Below are 16354 nucleotides of genomic sequence, written 5' to 3'. Positions count from 1 at the left end.
TCGTTCCAGCCGTATGCAACGGACGATCACGCGCATCCTCCTGATCCTGCTCGGTCTCTACACCCTGGTGCAGGGGCTCTGGCCGCTGCTCGACCCGATGGGGTTTTACCAGGACTTCCCCGGTTTCCGGCACGGCTGGGTCTCCATGGACGGGCCGTACAACGAGCACTTCATCATCGATTTCGGCGGCCTCAGCCTGGCGCTCGGCGCGATGCTGGTCGGCGCTGCCGTGATGGGCACCACAACGGTCGCGCGGCTGGTGGCGGTCGCGGCCCTGCTGTTCGCCGTACCGCACCTCATCTACCACGCCGGCCACGTCGGGCACTTTCCGCAACTCGACCAGGTGCTCATCATCGGCGGGCTCGCGGTGACGGTCCTGCTGCCGCTCGTGGTGCTTGTGGTCCCGGGGCGGCGAATCGAGGTCAGTTCGACGGCGACACCGTGATGCTGAGCGCACCCGGGCCGACGTGAGCGCCTATCACGGTGCTCGCGTCGCCCACCACGATCTCGCCCGCGCCGGGCACGCGCTCCCGCAACTTCCGGACGACCTCGCTCTCGTCGGAGCCGAAGCGAGTCACCGCCAGGTCCACGGGTTGGTCGCCGGCGGCCTTCGCTGCCAGGTCGACGAGCCGGTTCATCGCTCGTTTAGTGCCGGGAACACGGGCGAGGGGGCTCACCTCCCCGTTGCGGACGGTGAGCAGAGGCTTGATCGCGAACGCACTTCCGAGCATCGACTGGGCAGCTCCGATCCGTCCCGATCGCCGCAAGTACTCAAGGGTGTCCACGTAGATCAGTTCAGTCGAGTTGCGCACTCGTCGTTCCGCGGCGTCCAGGACTCGCTCGAGCTGTCCGCCGGCTCCGGCGACGCGGGCGGCGGACACCGCTGCGTAGCCGAGACTCATGCTGGCCGTCCCGCTGTCGAGGATGTGCACCGGAATCCGCACCTGCTGTGCGGCTTCGCGGGCGGCTTCGACGGTCTGCGAAAGCCGTCCGGAGATGTGCAGGCTCACGATGGCGGACGCGCCGGCTGAGGCCGCGTCCTGGTAGGTCCAGAAAAACGCACCGGGATCGGGCGGCGAAGTCGTGACGGCCGCGCCGGTCTTCATGGTCTGGATGAGCTCGCTCCGGTCGAAGCGGTGCTCGTCGTCCGTCTGGTCTCCGACGTGCAGCTGGACCTGGACGACACTGATTCGCCACTGAGCGGCGAGCTGCTCGGGCAGGCACGAGGTCGAGTCGGTGACTACGGCGATGTGCGCGGACATGGTGCCGGAGCGTAACCCCTAACGGCCTACTGCGAGTAAGTGACCGTTGCTCCGATCGGGCGAGCGGCGCGCTGGACGGGCTAACCGGTCAACTACCGGGACGATGGTCCCAATAGATTGCTCATCCAGGTGAATGCCGTCACCTCGAGGGGTCCGGCCGCGGAATTGCCCCTAATCTACCGCTCAGTAGAGCACTGTCCCGCGGCCGAGAGCCGGCCCCAACCGGGAGGTCGAAGAAGACCCATGACGAACATCGTTGTCCTGGTCAAGCAGGTACCGGACACCTACTCGGAGCGGAAGCTCTCCGGTTCCGACAACACCCTTGACCGCGAATCCGCCGACGCCGTGCTCGACGAGATCAACGAGAAGGCCGTCGAAGAGGCCCTCAAGATCAAGGAAGCCGGCGAGGGCGAGGTCACCGTGATCTCGGTCGGCCCGGACCGCGCCACCGACGCGATCCGCAAGGCGCTCTCCATGGGCGCCGACAAAGCCATCCACGTGTCCGACGAGGCACTGCACGGCTCCGACGCCATCGCTACCGCGAAGGTCATCGCCGCCGCCGTCGGCAAGGTCGAGGGCTTCGACCTGATCCTGGCCGGCAACGAGGCGTCCGACGGCCGCGGTGCCGCCGTGCCCGCGATCCTCGCCGAGCTGCTCGGCGTGCCGCAGCTGACCTACGTGCGCCAGCTGACCGTCGAGGGCTCCTCCGTGAAGGCCGACCGCGAGACGGAAGACGGCATCACCCACCTCGAGGCGAACCTGCCGGCGCTGGTGAGCGTGAGCGAGAAGATCAACGAGCCGCGCTACCCGTCGTTCAAGGGCATCATGGCCGCGAAGAAGAAGCCGGTCGAGACGCTGACCATCGCCGACCTCGGCATCGACGCGGGCGAGGTCGGTCTCGCCAACGCGTGGTCGACGGTCGTCGAGGCCTCGCCGAAGCCGCCGCGCACCGCGGGCGAGAAGGTCGAGGACGAGGGCGACGGCGGCTCGAAGGTCGCTGAGTACCTGGTCGCGCAGAAGCTCATCTGAGACACGGTTTCGAGGAGGATTCCGGAAAATGGCTGAAGTACTCGTCCTCGTCGACCACGTCGACGGTGATGTCAAGAAGGTCACGCTCGAGCTGCTGACCGCTGCGCGCGCCCTCGGCGAGCCCTCCGCCGTCGTGGTGGGCCCGACCGGCACCGCGGCGAAGGCCAAGGAAGCGCTCGCCGGCCACGGCGCGGCGAAGGTGTACGTCGCCGAGGGCGACGACGCTGCCGGCTACCTGGTGACCCCGAAGGTCGACGTGCTCGCGAAGCTCGCCGAGCAGGTCTCCCCGGCCGCGGTGCTCGTCGCCGCCAGTGCCGAGGGCAAGGAGGTGGCCGCGCGAGTCGCGCTGCGGCTGGGCTCCGGTCTGCTCTACGACGCGGTCGGCGTCAATGCCGACGGCTCCGTGGACCAGTCCATCTTCGGTGGCGCGTTCTCCGTGAAGGCCAAGGCCGCCAAGGGCGCGCCGGTCGTGTCGGTGCGTCCGGGCGCGGTCGAGGCGGAGGCCGCCGATGGCGCGGCTGCCGAGGAGACCGTCGAGATTCCGGCGCAGGACCCGGCGAAGGCCGCCAAGATCACCGGCATCGAGCCGGTCGTGGGCGGCGACCGGCCGGAGCTGACCGAGGCGTCGATCGTCGTGTCCGGTGGCCGCGGCGTCGGCTCGGCGGAGAAGTTCGACGTCGTCGAGAAGCTGGCCGACTCGCTCGGCGCGGCTGTCGGCGCGTCCCGTGCCGCTGTCGACTCCGGCTACTACCCGGCGCAGTTCCAGGTCGGCCAGACCGGCAAGACGGTGTCGCCGCAGCTGTACATCGCGCTCGGCATCTCCGGCGCGATCCAGCACCGCGCCGGCATGCAGACGTCGAAGACGATCATCGCCGTCAACAAGGACGCCGAGGCTCCGATCTTCGAGATCGCCGACTTCGGTGTGGTGGGCGACCTGTTCAACGTCGCGCCGCAGCTGACCGAGGCTGTCGACAAGCGCAAGGGCTGACGTTTTTTCGCCCGGAAGGCCGTCGCGTGCTCGCCACGCGGCGGCCTTCCGCGTTCTCCGGAACCTTCTCGTCTGTCTGAGAGGAACCTGAGAACCCGCAATTAACTCAACGTGCACTGACCGGTCATCGATTGGCACTCTCCGAGGCCGCTTACCGGCAGGTACACCTTGACCATGACGTCGTCACAGCTCCTCGTCAGTACTGATCAGGCGGGTGCCGACCTTCCCGCAGGCGCGCCGCGGTATTCGCTTCTGGTCGCCAACGGGAACGATGAAGTGCTCGCCGCGCAGAAACTGCGATACCGGGTTTTCGCCGAGGAGATGGGGGCGGAACTGCATTCCCCGGAGCCCGGCCGGGATGTCGACTACTTCGACGAATTCTGCGACCACCTCGTGGTCCGCGACGACAACACCGGCGAGATCGTCGGCTGCTACCGCATGCTTCCGCCGGAACGCGCCGCGCAGGCCGGAAAGCTCTACTCCGACAGCGAATTCGACCTGACGACGCTCGCCGCGCTGCGACCGTCCTTGGTCGAGACCGGACGGTCTTGCGTCCACCCCGACCACCGCAGCGGTGCCGTCGTGAGCCTGGTGTGGGCCGGGATCGCGCGCTACATGCTCCTCTCAGGACACCGTTACCTCGCCGGCTGCGCTTCGGTCCAGCTGAACGACGGCGGCAGCTACGCGGCGGGTGTCTGGGATGTCTTGCGCACCAAGCACCACGCGGACGACTCGTTGCGCGTCTCACCGTTGACCCCGTGGGATCCAGGCGCGATCGCGCGTCCCGACCGAGCCACGCTTCCGCCGCTGATCAAGGGCTACGTGCGGCTCGGTGCCAAAGTGTGTGGTCCCCCTGCCCTCGACGCCGACTTCGGGGTCGCGGACTTCTTTGTCCTTCTTGATCTGCAGCAGGTCGACGAGCGGTACCTGAAGTTCTTCCTCGGAGCGCAAGGATGAGTCACGCTTGGATGCCGACGTCGCCCTGCGGTGACGGTTGCCTCACCGAAGGCGCACCGACGGTCGCCTTGCCGCGGCGAATTTTGCGTTTCACTGCAGCGATTTCCGTGGTCTTGGCGGCGCTGCTGGTCGCACCGGTGTTGCTGGCGATTCGCGGCCGGAGCCGGGAACGCTTGCTGCGCCGGATTTTCCGGGCGGTGCTGAGGGCATTCGGCGTGCGGATGTCCGTCGTGGGCGGTGCGGACTTCCTTGCCGCTCCGGCCGGCCGTGGCGCGCTCGTGGTGAACAACCACATCTCGTGGCTGGACATCATCGCCGTCAACGCTCTACGCCCGATGCGTGCGCTAGCGAAGATCGAAATCGGCTCTTGGCCGATCCTGGGCACGCTGGTGCGTCGCGGCGGCAGCATTTTCCTGGACCGCAACCGTTTGCGCACCTTGCCGGGCACGATGTCCGAACTGGCCGACAGCCTCCGCGCCGGCGCGCTCGTCAACGTCACCCCCGAGGGCACCACCTGGTGCGGCTTGGCCTCCGGCCGCTTCACGACGGCCACCTTCCAAGCCGCGATCGACGGCGGCGTCCCGGTCCGGCCGATCGCGCTTCGCTACCGACTCGCCGACGGACGCGAAACCAGCCAGCCGGCGTTCATCGGGCCGGAGTCCCTCATCGCCTCCCTGCGCCGGGTCGCCGCGCTGCGCGGTCTGGTCCTGGAAGTACACGTGTGCCCGGAGATCGCCCCCGGCCGCGCCGAAGACCGCCGTTCGCTGGCGGCCCTTGCCGAGGCCGCTGTCCACTCGGCCCTCGGCACAGTCCGCATCCCGCCGCAGCGCCGCCGGGTTCTGGTGGGCCGTCGCACACCCTCCCAGCCGGTCGCGCACTGACGAACTACCTGGTCACGGACTCTCGGAGGGGTGTCGCCGTTTTTTGGCGACACCCCTCCGCAGTCTTCCGACTCGTGCCGGTTGGTCTTTCGACCGACTGCGGTCAGCCCATTCGCCGCCCAACGGCAACAGCCACCCAACTCGCCTCGCCGCAGATTGGCTACAGCTTCCCGTCCCGCCACCTATACCCGCGCCCGCCATCCGTCGCCGCGGGATGGCGACGAATCGCTCGCGTCGATGCACCTGGTTGCCGCGCCCCGCATTTGTCGCCGCTGAGTGGCGACAGTCGCTCGGGTCCGTTCCCAGTGCTCAGCCTTTCGCCATTGAGCGGCAACGTCCACTAGACGCGGTCGCCGCAAACTGGCGACATCGATCCGTCAGGTCCCCCGAGCCACACCGTCTTCGAGCCTAGCCGACGATCGTGGTCAGGAAACGGCAATAGTGAGCTTCCCGCCAGGGTGGCCGTTCTGACTCTCCTCCTGTGCAGCTGCCGCTTCCTCTAAAGGAAAGGTCTTCCCCTGCGCGATCCGCAGTCCATTGTGTACATATCCGAGGATCTCGTTAAGCACCTCTTGTGTCGTCCCATCCCGGCTGCCGGACGAGAAAGACAGCCCGAGCTGGAACGCCGCGCCGTCGGCAATGGTCACGATGCGGTCCTTCGACCCTCGCAACTCGACCGATTCCGGCAAAACGCCATGTCCGGAGGCATCGAACACCGCGTCGACCGGACGGTCCGCCACTTCACGGACCCGCTCCAGCCACCCGTCGCCATAACGCACCGGAATCGCGCCCAGCGCTTTCACCTCATCGAGATTGTGCTGTCCAGCCGTTCCGATCACCGTCGCGCCCAACGCGACTGCGATCTGTGTCGCGAACCGACCGACAGCGCCACTCGCTCCGTGGACAACCAATAGCTCGCCAGCCTTGACGTCGAGCAGACGCAACACGCGGAGCGCGGTTTCGCCAGCAACCGGCAACGCCGCCGCGTCATCCCAGGAGAGGTCGGCTGGCTTGCGAACGACCGCTCCGCCGATCGCGAACTCCGCGTACCCGCCAGTCGCCGACCAGCCGAACACCTCGTCTCCGACGGCGAATTCAGCGCCGTCGCCCACCGCGTCGACCACACCCGCGATCTCCAGCCCCGGGATCTGCGGACCCTCGAGCGCCGCGCCGCCGGCCATCGCCCCGGAACGAATTTTCCAGTCGATCGGGTTGATCCCCGCGCGGCGGACAGCGACCCGGACCTGCCCCGGACCGGGCTCTGGCGTCGGAACATCCTTCAGTTGCAGCACTTCGGGTCCGCCGTACTCGGCGAATGTGATGGCTCGCATCTCGGTTCGCACTCTCCTTTGGTCGCCGTACGTCCTACTTAAAGCCAACCAGCATCCGGCGCATTCCGAGCCGCACGCTCGATTCGCCAGTAAACGGCAACACCCTCGCCCTGTCGCACTCGATCACCCTCGCCTGACCCGACGTCGTGGCGCATACAGCGCCCGATGGTGCCGCACGAGAACCCCGATTCATCGGTCTAGGCGACCACTCCAACGCCAGCAGTTACCCGGCGTCAGCGACATCCTGCGCCAACTGCCCCCGGCTACCCGGACGCTGCACCCCGCAGAGAGCCCGCAGGTCCGGCTTCTCCAGCTTTGAGCCGCCGAACCTCGCCCTGGCATGGCGAATTCCAACCTGATGCGATGTGCCCCACTGCCCACCCCGAAAGGCCGGCGGACGGCTTGACCTCCAGAGCGCTGGAGGTTGCAAGCTCGCGATCATGAGTCAGACCGTCGAAGCACAGCCTCGAAAAAGCGTCCTCTGGAGTCGCGAACACCGTCTTGTCACCGTCGGTCTGTTGCTCGTGGTCACACTGGTGGCCTTCGAAAACATGGGTGTCGCCACTGCGATGCCGACGCTGGTCGCCGAACTGCACGGGTTCGCCCTCTATTCCTGGCCGTTCACCACATTCCTCGTGGCCAGCGTCGTCGCCACCGTCTTGTCCGGACGACTGGGCGACCGCAGAGGACCAGCGCCAGCTCTGCTGGTGGGGCCGCTGCTGTTCGCCGCAGGACTGGCTGTCGCAGGTATCGCCACCACAATGCCGGTGCTTCTAGTCGGCCGTGCGCTGCAGGGTTTCGGTTCGGGGTTTCTGCTGGTGTCCGTCTCGCTGTTGATCGCCCTGACGTTCACCGACCGCGAAGGCCCCATCATCTATGCGGCCAACGCTGCTGCTTGGGTTCTCCCTGCGGTCATCGGCCCGTCCGTCGCCGGCGTGGTGACCGTGACCGTCGGCTGGCGATGGGTCTTTCTCGGGCTGCTCCCGCTGGTCGGGATCGGTGTCGTCCTCCTTTACAAGATCACTCGCGGTTTGCCCGCCCATGTGCCGCTGCCATCCGGACGCCGCGCAGGCGTCCTCGCCGCTGTTGTAGCGGCGCTCGGAGTCGCCGCCCTGAGCTGGGCCGCACAACACCCATCGCCTGCCGCGCTTGCCTACGGGGCTGTGGGTCTTGTCGCGCTCGCCGTCGCATTGCGCAAGCTTCTGCCCGTCGGAACCATGTCCTCTCGTCCCGGATTGCCCACGGTGGTCGCCTCTCGCGCCCTGCTCGCCGGCGCATATGCGGGCATGGAGGCGTATCTCCCGCTGACTATGACCGCGGTCCACGGCTATAGCCCCGCTCTCGCCGGCTTGCCGCTGACCATCACCGCGCTTGGCTGGTCCGCTGCGTCGGCTCTCCAAGGCCGGTTCCTCGACTGGTCGCGGGAGGCATCGCTGCGCACCGGCTTCGTTCTCGTAGCGGTGGGTCTGGTCGGCTTCGGTTTTGTCGCCCAACCGTGGTTCCCCGCCTGGGTGGCCTTCGCCGTCTGCGCAGTCGGCGGCGCCGGGATGGGAATCGCGATGCCCGCCGTCTCGGTTCTCCTGCTGCGCTACTCGCCAGAGGGGGAGCGGGGGTTCAACACGTCCGCAATGCAGCTCGCCGACTGGGTCGGATCAGCGCTGCTCATCGGCCTCGGCGGGGTGCTTCTGGCCGCTGTCGCCTCCGCCTCTCAGCCTTCTGCCGCGATGGGACTGCTCAGTGTCGCCCTGGTCCTGCTCGCGCTGCTCGGCGTCCGACTCACGAGCAGGTGGCCGAAACAGGTGTGACGTGCCACTCCGCGACCTGGGGCGAGCTTCGTCACAGGCCGCATCGGTCTACCCTGATAGAGCGATGACCTATCTCGACCACGCGGCAACCACTCCGATGCTGCCCGAAGCCATTGCGGCGATGACTGAGGCTTTGTCCACCGTGGGCAACGCCTCTGCGCTGCATTCGTCGGGACGGCGAGCTCGGCGGGCCGTCGAGGAAGCACGCGAAGTGATCGCAGCGGCCTTGGGCGCGCGGCCGTCGGAAGTCATCTTCACCGGCGGCGGTACTGAGAGTGACAACCTCGCGGTCAAGGGCATCTTTTGGGCCCGGAACGGCGAGGATTCGGGTCGGCGTCGCATCCTGTGCAGCACGGTCGAACATCACGCGGTCCTCGATACGGTCGAGTGGCTGGAGCAGCACTCCGGTGCCGAGATCACTTGGCTTGAGGTGGACGACCAAGGCCGGGTGTCGCCGGAAACGCTCCGCGCCGCGATTGATTCGGACCCGGAGACGGTTGCCCTCGCAACGGTGATGTGGGCGAACAACGAGGTCGGCACTGTCAATCCGGTCGCTGCTCTCGCCGAGGTCTGCAACGAATACGCGATCCCGCTGCACACCGACGCCGTTCAGGCAGTCGGTGCGGTTCCCGTCGACTTCACCGCATCCGGCGCAGCCGCACTCACGCTGACCGGCCACAAGCTTGGCGGCCCGTACGGTGTCGGCGCGCTTCTCCTCGATCGAGACACCTCGTGCGTCCCCGTCCTTCACGGTGGTGGCCAGGAACGCAGCGTTCGCTCGGGCACTCTCGACGTCCCAGCGATCGCCGGCTTCGCCGCTGCGGTCCAAGCGTCGATCGCTGGCCGCGCGGAGTACGCCGCCCGGGTCGAGAAGCTGCGAGACGAACTCGTCGCCGCGGTTCAGCGCGAAGTCCCGGACGCGATCCTTAATGGCCGCGACGGTGAGCGTTTGCCGAGCCACGCTCACTTCACTTTCCCCGGCTGCGCGGGCGACAGCCTGCTGATGCTTTTGGACGCCAAGGGCATCGAGTGCTCCACCGGTTCGGCGTGCACCGCGGGTGTCGCGCAGCCAAGTCATGTCCTCCTGGCAATGGGGGCAGACGCCGCCGCAGCCCGCGGCTCACTCCGATTCTCGCTTGGTCACACGTCGACACTGGACGACGTACATACCCTGGCCCGAGAGATCAGTGGCGTCGTCACTCGTGCCCGACAGGCCGGTCTCGCCGGCATGCGCAAGCAGACGCAGAAGCAAGAGGTGTAAAGCAATGCGGGTATTGGCCGCAATGAGCGGAGGAGTCGACTCGGCCGTCGCCGCTGCGCGTGCAGTCGACGCCGGCCACGACGTCGTCGGAGTGCACCTGGCGCTTTCGGCTCAACCTGGCACGCTGCGGACGGGTTCCCGCGGCTGCTGCACAATCGAGGACTCACACGACGCCCGCCGGGCCGCCGACATCCTCGGTATCCCTTTCTATATCTGGGATTTCGCGGAGCGCTTCACCGAAGAGGTCGTCGAGACGTTCGTCGGCGAGTACGCCGCCGGCCGCACGCCGAACCCTTGCGTGACTTGCAACGAGAAAATCAAGTTCGAGGCGCTGCTTGAGAAGGCGCTCGCTCTTGGGTTCGACGCTGTTGCGACCGGCCACTACGCGCGCCTGGCGACCGTCGACGGCGAGTTGGAACTTCGCCGGAGCGCGGACGAAGGCAAGGACCAGTCGTACGTGCTGGCTTCCCTGCAGCCAGAGCAGCTTCGCCATGCGATGTTTCCGCTGGGCGACTCCTGGAAGTCGGACGTGCGCGCTGAGGCGGAGCAGCGTGGGCTTTCCGTGGCACGGAAGCCGGACAGCCACGACATTTGCTTCATCCCGGACGGCGACACCAAGAAGTTCTTGGAGAAGCGGCTCGGCGAGCGTCCTGGCGAACTCGTCGATGCGGAGACGGGCGCGGTGCTCGGACGCCACACCGGCGTGCACGGATTCACCGTGGGCCAGCGGAAAGGCCTCGGCATCGACGCGCCGGCCGCTGACGGGCGACCTCGTTATGTCCTTTCGCTCGAACCTGTTTCGGGCACGGTCAAGGTCGGTTCGTCCGCAGACCTCGGTGTCAAGGCCATTGACGCGGACCGGGCGATCTGGCCGAGCGGGCGAGCCTTGGACGGACCGACTGAATGCACCGTCCAGGTTCGCGCGCACGGAGGCATCGCCGATGCGGTCGCCGAGGTGGATGAAGACGGGCAAGTCTCCATCCAGCTGCGCGAGCCGTTGCGCGGTGTGGCACCGGGCCAGGTCGTTGTCCTTTATCGGCAAGACGACCAGGCTGGCGACCTCGTGCTCGGGAGCGCCAAGATCTCTGGCACTCGCTGACCTCCTTATGCGCCTAGGCGTTCCTCGTCAGGTTGTTCTGGTGTGGGCTGGGGATCGTGCAGTGGCGGAGGGGCGCTTTCAGCTTTCTCGCCGGTCGGTGTCGTGACGATGAGCTTCCCGTCCTGCAGGACCTCGTAGCTCCAGTCTGCTCGATTCTTGAGACGGCGGTGGCGTAGGCAGTAGCTCAACGTCGAGTCTGCGTCCGGGAAGTCGGGCCCGGTTGGTTCCGTCAGGCAGTTCTGTGCGGGCCGCGGGCAGCCAGGCTGTCGGCACTCACGGTCGCGGACCCGCACGAACTCCTCCACGTCGATGCTCGGCCGATACCGGAACTTGCCGACCTCGATCACTTGTCCGGTCAGCGGGTCAGTGATGACCCGGCGGACGATTGTGTCGGGACCAGTGGCGATGTGGCGCGCGAGCTCGGCCGGGATGTGACCGTGACTGGCCAGCTCGGCGGGATTGTCGTTGAGCCCCAAGTAGGTCTGCAGATCGACATAGAGATACACCTCGGTCTGCTCTGGAACGCCGCCTTTGCCGCTGAGCAAGAGATCGATCGCGACGTCAGCGCGTAGTTGGTCGAGGGTTCGCTTCTCATCGCCAGTCTTGAGCGATCGAGCGATCTTGTCGACGCGAAGGTAGGCCGCCGTAGCTTTGTCGGTCGAGGCGTTGTCGACTGAGATCCGCGAGATTCCTTCGCTCTGGTGCTGCAGGATGACGCGGCGCTCGGCCTTCCGCTGGGCCAGTCGGTCCATCGCACCGTCCGGGTCGATTTTCGTTGCGGCGTAAGCGGTTGCCTTGCGGACTTGGGTCGGGTTCTTGTCCTCTAACCGGTGTTCGAGCAGGTAGTCGACCATCCGTGCGTGGCGGTCGGACAGCTGGCTCGTGCCGTCGGTGACCTTCATTGCGCGATAGAGGTCGAACTTGCCCTCGTCCATCAGTCGGAAGGTTCGAGGCAGACGTTGGGCCAGAGCTTCAGCCGCGGCGATCATCGCACCGGCTCGGGTATCGGTGATGCGCAAGGCAAGTGCGAGTTCGCACGCCAGCTCGTGCGGGTCTGATCTTCGTCTTCGCATGCCTGCCATGCAATGCAGCTGCAACGCCTGCAAGCGGGCGATCTGGCGATTCGCGTCTTTCACGGCTGCCATCAGCTGGTCAGTCTGCAGGCGATTGAAGAGGTCGAGGTTCGCGTGCATGGTGCGAAGCAGGAAAGCGAGGTCTGCGGTTTCGGTGGTCTTGTTGGTCTGATCGGCGTGGTCCGCCGGAGTGGTCGACTTACTCATGATCGTCACGATACGCATTGATTCGAGTACCGTCAGCTAAATTGCGCGAAGGGACCCATCGTGCGATCGCTTGGCTTTTGCGTGACAACTCTGGCACGGTGAATGGCGGGTGATCGAACGCGTGGACGGCCGAAGCTGTGTGAAGGAGGTGATCAGAGACGCAGCTTGAAACCCGTGTGACTCGCGACGAAGCCCAATCGTTCGTAGAAGCGGTGCGCTGCCGTCCTCGTCGTATCCGAGGTGAGCTGGACTAGGTTGCAGCCGCGTCGCCGCGATTCGTCGATGGCCCATTGCACGAGTTCTGCGCCCAAGCCCGAACCGCGGTGGTCGCGGTGTACGCGCACAGCTTCGATTTGGCCGCGAAGAGCCCCACGACGTGCGAGGCCGGGGATGATCGTGAGCTGAAGTGTGGCTATCGGTCGATCGTTTGATGTTGCGACGACCAGAAGCTGATTTGGGTCTGCAGCAATGGTTTTGAACGCGCGCAGGTAGGGCTCAAGGTCGGCCGGCGAGTCGCGGGTTGCACCGAGTTGGTCGTCCGCAAGCATCTGGACGATTGCTTGGACGTCGTCGGAGCGAGCTTGTCTCACGGTGATGGGCGGCACGGCGGATCAGTATTCCTTTGGGCGAGCGATGGACGGTTGGCCTCTACGTGGTCTTGTAGCGGCGAATGCCGTCGACGTCTTCGGCTGCGAGCTTGTTCTGCGAGACCAGGAGATCCAGGTGTGCGCCAGTCTCGAGGACGGCGAGCATCTGATTGAAGGCGTCCATTTCGGACAGTTTGCGGCCGCGGCGAGTCCAGCCGAGGCGGTTGGCGGCTTCAAAAGCGGTGCTCGCCCCGGCTTCGATTTGAGCCGCCATGGTTTCGAGGCGTTGCCGGTGGTGTTCGAGAAGCTCGTCGATCCGGGTGTGCACGCTGTCGGTGACTGGCCCATGAGCTGGCAGCATGCGCCGGTCCGGCATGCCGCGAACCAGACGGAGGGAGTCGAGATAGTCGTTTAGAGGCAACTCAGCCGGAACCGGCTGGAAGCCGATCGACGGGGTGATGTGCGGGAGCACGTGGTCGCCGGAGAACAAAAGATTGGCTGCGCCGTCTACGAAAACCACATGCCCGTTGGTGTGTCCTGGGGTGTGGACCACGTCGAACTCGCGGTCGGGCAGCACCGCTCGCCGGCCGGGCGTCAGCCATTCGTCCGGCTCTTCCCAAAGATTCGCCTCGGTGTGGCGAGGTTCCGAACCGAACAGCTTGCTGAGCGCGGTGATGACTTCTTGTCCGCCGTTCAGGCGGAGGAGGTCGAGTTGAGCTTGCATGGGGAACTGGTTCGGGTTGGCGCTCGCGTCGAGCGATGGCTGCTCGAGCTTGCCGAGGGCGATCCGGTTGCCGAACTCGCGCCGAAGCGCGACTGCCTGGGTGTAGTGGTCCCGGTGGACGTGGGTGATGAGGAACTCTCGAACATCGCCGAGTTCGGCGTCGAGCGCCTTGAGTGCGTCGGCCAGTAACTGGCGAGATTCGGTGAGGGCCCACCCCGAGTCGACGAGCACGAGGTTCGTGCAGTCGGTGACTGCGTACACGTTGACCGCGCGCAGGGCGTCGTTCGGCAGCGGCAATGGGATCCGGTAGACGCCCGCGGCCACTTCGTAGACGCCGGGATCGGCCCAGTTCGAGTTACTGCCTTCGGGCAACGGCTCCACGGCGACCTCCGTCCAGGCGGGACCTCGGCGTCCCGGACTTTCCTTACATTGGGCCGTATTCCGGTCGCTGTCCACCTGGCGGCGCTGAGACACCGGTCACGTGGATCAGCCGGGTTGTGCGGTGAGCGCGATGTCGATGGTCAACGTTGTCGCGACGAGCATGCTCGCCAGCGGCTCGGGGACCTGCAGCGGGATCTCGACGAGGCAGGCGTTGCCGCTGATCGGTGAAAGTTCTGGTGACGGGTGTCCGACGTGGGCGACCTCGGTGCCGACCGGGTCCTCGACGGTGACTTCCCCTCGTTGCCGGCCACTGGCGACGACCCTGGCGATCGCTTTGCCCTCGGCACGGAGGGTGAAACGGACGCCGCCTGCGTTGGCCGGGATGATTTCGCCGATCGGCGTCCCGTCCGCGCGGGTGACTACGAAGCGGGCCAGCGGGTCCTTCGATGGTTTCTCGACCTTGAGGACAGTGCTCTGGTTCGCGTCGCGGACCTCGAACCTGCGGCTGACGTACTGGTCTGATTTCCACAGAAGCTGAATGACTTTGCGCAGGAAACTGGGGGTAGTGACAGCGACTCCGCCAATGTGGAGGCCCTGGCGGTCGTACACGCCGTACTCCTGGCCGGCGGCAGTCGGCTTCGCCTCGCGGCTGACGTAAAGGACCGGCTCGGTGAAGAGAGTCCGCTCAAAGGAGCGGCTTGAAGCCCGGCGGTACGGTGCTTCGGGCATGGTGCCCCGCTGCGGCTCCCGGGCGGATGCGTCACCGGGTGTTTTGCCGGGCGGTGGCGGGGCGGAGCTGGTCATGACGATCCAGACTAACGCGGTGACCGCGAATTCGGTGCAGGCAAAGGGATATGCGGCGAATGTCCGGCTATTGCCGCGCGGTCGGGTGAAGCTTGTCCCGAGGGGCGGTGCGGACTGCGGCCGCCCGTTCCGCGACAATCCGGCCTGTGAGTGAACGACCTTGGCCCGCGGGCGCGGCGACGGGAATCGGGTCCATGCCGGGGACCGATCCCGTCGAGGCCGCTGCCGTCGTGTTCGGAGAGCTTCCCGGCTTCCCGTACGTACCCGAATTGCCGGCTCGCGGCGTCGGTGCCGACATGCTCGGCCGGACCGCGGCGTTGCTCGTGGACCTCGCCGTCGAGGTCGTGCCCAGCGGTTACCGCGTCGCTGGGCGACCCGGGCACGACCATCGTCGTGGGCGTGACCTGCTCCAGTGGGACCTCGACGCCGTCCAGGCCGCCCGAGAGAACGCTGGTGCGCCGACAGTCCTCAAGACCCAGATCGCCGGGCCGTGGACGCTCGGCGCGGGGATCGAGCTCGCCCGGGGACATCGGGTGCTCACCGACCGCGGGGCGTTACGGGACTTCACCTCGTCGCTGCTCGACGGGCTTTCCCAGCACGTCGCGGAGCTGACCGCGAGGACCGGCGCGCCCGTGGTCGTGCAGCTCGACGAGCCTTCGTTGCCCGCTGTTCTCGCCGGAAAACTGGCTACCCCGTCGGGATACGGCAATGTCCCTGCGGTGCCTGAGCCCGAGGTTCGGGAGCTGCTGGCGACGACAATCGAACGGATCGGAGCGATGACTGGGCAGCCGGTCATCGTCCACTGCTGCGCTCCAAGGCCGCCGATCGCGCTCTTCCGCGCTGCGGGTGCCGGGGCCGTCGCGTTCGACGTCAGCATGCTCGCCGGGGCGTCTGCCGAGCTCCTGGACGAGATCGGCGAGGCTTGGGACAGCGGTATTTCGTTCTTCCTCGGCCTCGTACCGGCCACAGTCCCGGCGACGGCTCCGGGACTGAAGGACGTCGCGTCGCCGGCGCTCAGGCTCGTGGACCGGCTGGGCTTCAACCGTTCAATCCTGGCCGAGCGGGCTGTTCCGACGCCTGCGTGCGGTCTGGCCGGTGCCACGAACGAGTGGATGCGCCGGGCGCTCGCTCTCAGTCGCGACCTGGGCAAAGGGTTCGTGGAGCCGCCCGAGAACTGGTGATTTCGCGGACATGCGGCTGCCGTGACGCGTACCGTGGCTGGTGAAGAGAAACAACCGGGGGAAATTCCGAATCATGCGTTTGTTCCGTCGTCGCCGCTCGGAAGCCGACACCGAGGCTGCGCCGCCAGATCCCCGTTCTCCGTGGCCTGAACAGCAGGTGCCGTCCGACGCCGCTGCCGCGGCGGCTGCGTTCTGGGAAGGGTGGTACGACCTCTTGCCCGAGGTCAGTGCCGCGCTGGGCGAGGGCGAGCCGCATCGCGTCGAGCACGATCTATGCGTGCTGGTCGAGACGCTGCACCCTCGGCTGCACTTTTCGCTGGAACGCGGCCGGATGGCGATCTACGCGCTGGTCGTCAGCGGACAGGAAGACCCGGAGCTGCGTCCGTACACGGACGCGTGGAAAGCGGCTGGGCCGCCGGACGACGCGATCTGGGAGTACCACGACTCGGTGCCTCCGGTCCCGGATCCGACCGAGGTGACGGTGAACCTGGGCGAGCATCGCATTTCGCTGGCTGACGTCCGGGTGGTCGCGCAGGTCGACGAGGGCGTGGTTGACGTCGCAGTGCATCACCCCGCGTTCGCTGACCTGGACGAGGCTTCGCGCACCACGATGACGTTCCTGCCGCTCGATGCGACGCTGGGCGAGCGGCTGGCCGCCGAGCGGCTGGGCCGGGTCGAGACCGCCGAGGCCGCGCCCGAAGGCACGATCGATCTTCTGGAGTTCCGGAAGCTGGTCCGCGGGCTGGCGGAGCAACCGGACGAAAGTGTCGGTGCCTCCGACTAG

16 protein-coding genes are annotated in these 16354 nt (G+C 66.7%); 10 read left to right on the top strand and 6 right to left on the bottom strand.

From position 1 onward, the window contains the following. The first annotated feature begins 13 nt into the window (after positions 1-13). Positions 14-445, top strand: coding sequence for a hypothetical protein (locus ACWDNU_RS05000; RefSeq protein ID WP_449667807.1), 432 nt, complete (start codon positions 14-16; stop codon positions 443-445). Here the strand turns inward: ACWDNU_RS05000 and ACWDNU_RS04995 are convergent. Then, positions 423-1262, bottom strand: a complete 840-nt coding sequence (locus tag ACWDNU_RS04995) for a DegV family protein (protein WP_449667806.1) — start codon at positions 1260-1262, stop codon at positions 423-425. The genes ACWDNU_RS05000 and ACWDNU_RS04995 overlap by 23 nt on opposite strands. A gap of 243 nt (positions 1263-1505) precedes the next feature. Here ACWDNU_RS04995 and ACWDNU_RS04990 point away from each other — a divergent pair, with 243 nt between their 5' ends. The 4 genes from ACWDNU_RS04990 to ACWDNU_RS04975 all read left to right on the top strand — a co-directional run bounded on the left by ACWDNU_RS04990 (position 1506) and on the right by ACWDNU_RS04975 (position 5117). Then, positions 1506-2291, top strand: coding sequence for an electron transfer flavoprotein subunit beta/FixA family protein (locus ACWDNU_RS04990; RefSeq protein WP_370939680.1), 786 nt, complete (start codon positions 1506-1508; stop codon positions 2289-2291). A 28-nt stretch (positions 2292-2319) separates the two neighbouring features. Further along, a complete protein-coding gene (locus ACWDNU_RS04985; protein WP_449667805.1) occupies positions 2320-3279 on the top strand; it encodes an electron transfer flavoprotein subunit alpha/FixB family protein in 960 nt (319 codons plus the stop codon). 174 nt (positions 3280-3453) lie between these two features. After that, positions 3454-4236, top strand: coding sequence for a GNAT family N-acetyltransferase (locus tag ACWDNU_RS04980; protein ID WP_449667804.1), 783 nt, complete (start codon positions 3454-3456; stop codon positions 4234-4236). Continuing rightward, on the top strand, positions 4233-5117 hold the full coding sequence (locus tag ACWDNU_RS04975) for a lysophospholipid acyltransferase family protein (protein ID WP_449667803.1): 885 nt from the start codon (positions 4233-4235) through the stop codon (positions 5115-5117). The genes ACWDNU_RS04980 and ACWDNU_RS04975 overlap by 4 nt, the downstream gene beginning before the upstream one ends. 425 nt (positions 5118-5542) lie before the next feature. Here the strand turns inward: ACWDNU_RS04975 and ACWDNU_RS04970 are convergent, their stop codons facing one another. Further along, entirely contained in the window at positions 5543-6448 is a 906-nt protein-coding gene (locus ACWDNU_RS04970; protein WP_370940547.1) for an NADP-dependent oxidoreductase, read from the bottom strand. Between the two features lie 440 nt (positions 6449-6888). Between ACWDNU_RS04970 and ACWDNU_RS04965 the strand changes: the two genes are divergently transcribed. The 3 genes from ACWDNU_RS04965 (at position 6889) to mnmA (ending at position 10613) form a co-directional block, all read left to right on the top strand. Continuing rightward, the gene (locus tag ACWDNU_RS04965; protein WP_449667802.1) at positions 6889-8253 is read left to right on the top strand and encodes an MFS transporter; all 1365 of its coding nucleotides are present in this window, start codon (positions 6889-6891) and stop codon (positions 8251-8253) included. 64 nt (positions 8254-8317) lie between these two features. Then, the gene (locus ACWDNU_RS04960) at positions 8318-9514 is read left to right on the top strand and encodes a cysteine desulfurase family protein (RefSeq protein WP_449667801.1); all 1197 of its coding nucleotides are present in this window, start codon (positions 8318-8320) and stop codon (positions 9512-9514) included. Positions 9515-9518: 4 nt separating this feature from the next. Beyond that, positions 9519-10613: a tRNA 2-thiouridine(34) synthase MnmA gene (gene mnmA / locus ACWDNU_RS04955; RefSeq protein WP_449667840.1), complete on the top strand. Its 1095-nt coding sequence runs from the start codon at positions 9519-9521 to the stop codon at positions 10611-10613. Between the two features lie 5 nt (positions 10614-10618). On the opposite strand, the gene ACWDNU_RS04950 is transcribed toward mnmA, so the two are convergent. The 4 genes from ACWDNU_RS04950 to ACWDNU_RS04935 form a co-directional block, all read right to left on the bottom strand. Further along, complete coding sequence (locus ACWDNU_RS04950; RefSeq protein WP_449667800.1) at positions 10619-11893, bottom strand: DUF222 domain-containing protein; 1275 nt, start codon at positions 11891-11893, stop codon at positions 10619-10621. Positions 11894-12045: 152 nt separating this feature from the next. Then, positions 12046-12489: a GNAT family N-acetyltransferase gene (locus ACWDNU_RS04945; RefSeq protein WP_449667839.1), complete on the bottom strand. Its 444-nt coding sequence runs from the start codon at positions 12487-12489 to the stop codon at positions 12046-12048. A 52-nt stretch (positions 12490-12541) separates the two neighbouring features. After that, on the bottom strand, positions 12542-13585 hold the full coding sequence (locus ACWDNU_RS04940) for an MBL fold metallo-hydrolase (protein WP_449667799.1): 1044 nt from the start codon (positions 13583-13585) through the stop codon (positions 12542-12544). Between the two features lie 105 nt (positions 13586-13690). Further along, the gene (locus ACWDNU_RS04935; RefSeq protein ID WP_449667798.1) at positions 13691-14314 is read right to left on the bottom strand and encodes a hypothetical protein; all 624 of its coding nucleotides are present in this window, start codon (positions 14312-14314) and stop codon (positions 13691-13693) included. 221 nt (positions 14315-14535) lie between these two features. On the opposite strand from ACWDNU_RS04935, the gene ACWDNU_RS04930 reads away from it, so the two are divergent. Together ACWDNU_RS04930 and ACWDNU_RS04925 are read left to right on the top strand one after the other, a co-directional pair. Then, the gene (locus ACWDNU_RS04930) at positions 14536-15570 is read left to right on the top strand and encodes a methionine synthase (protein WP_449667797.1); all 1035 of its coding nucleotides are present in this window, start codon (positions 14536-14538) and stop codon (positions 15568-15570) included. 73 nt (positions 15571-15643) lie between these two features. After that, complete coding sequence (locus ACWDNU_RS04925; RefSeq protein WP_449667796.1) at positions 15644-16354, top strand: hypothetical protein; 711 nt, start codon at positions 15644-15646, stop codon at positions 16352-16354.

It is taken from the genome of Amycolatopsis sp. NPDC003676 (assembly GCF_053587275.1).
This window is presented reverse-complemented; position numbering and strand designations above follow the sequence as displayed.

What these genes read in the sequence shown, in the direction of transcription:
- ACWDNU_RS04970 (WP_370940547.1), bottom strand. Translation starts at nt 6,448, where the DNA reads ATGCGAGCCATCACATTCGCCGAGTACGGCGGACCCGAAGTGCTGCAA.
- ACWDNU_RS04975 (WP_449667803.1), top strand. Translation starts at nt 4,233, where the DNA reads ATGAGTCACGCTTGGATGCCGACGTCGCCCTGCGGTGACGGTTGCCTC.
- mnmA (WP_449667840.1), top strand. Translation starts at nt 9,519, where the DNA reads ATGCGGGTATTGGCCGCAATGAGCGGAGGAGTCGACTCGGCCGTCGCC.
- ACWDNU_RS04950 (WP_449667800.1), bottom strand. Translation starts at nt 11,893, where the DNA reads ATGAGTAAGTCGACCACTCCGGCGGACCACGCCGATCAGACCAACAAG.
- ACWDNU_RS04990 (WP_370939680.1), top strand. Translation starts at nt 1,506, where the DNA reads ATGACGAACATCGTTGTCCTGGTCAAGCAGGTACCGGACACCTACTCG.
- ACWDNU_RS04935 (WP_449667798.1), bottom strand. Translation starts at nt 14,314, where the DNA reads ATGCCCGAAGCACCGTACCGCCGGGCTTCAAGCCGCTCCTTTGAGCGG.
- ACWDNU_RS05000 (WP_449667807.1), top strand. Translation starts at nt 14, where the DNA reads ATGCAACGGACGATCACGCGCATCCTCCTGATCCTGCTCGGTCTCTAC.
- ACWDNU_RS04995 (WP_449667806.1), bottom strand. Translation starts at nt 1,262, where the DNA reads ATGTCCGCGCACATCGCCGTAGTCACCGACTCGACCTCGTGCCTGCCC.
- ACWDNU_RS04925 (WP_449667796.1), top strand. Translation starts at nt 15,644, where the DNA reads ATGCGTTTGTTCCGTCGTCGCCGCTCGGAAGCCGACACCGAGGCTGCG.
- ACWDNU_RS04960 (WP_449667801.1), top strand. Translation starts at nt 8,318, where the DNA reads ATGACCTATCTCGACCACGCGGCAACCACTCCGATGCTGCCCGAAGCC.
- ACWDNU_RS04980 (WP_449667804.1), top strand. Translation starts at nt 3,454, where the DNA reads ATGACGTCGTCACAGCTCCTCGTCAGTACTGATCAGGCGGGTGCCGAC.
- ACWDNU_RS04985 (WP_449667805.1), top strand. Translation starts at nt 2,320, where the DNA reads ATGGCTGAAGTACTCGTCCTCGTCGACCACGTCGACGGTGATGTCAAG.
- ACWDNU_RS04965 (WP_449667802.1), top strand. Translation starts at nt 6,889, where the DNA reads ATGAGTCAGACCGTCGAAGCACAGCCTCGAAAAAGCGTCCTCTGGAGT.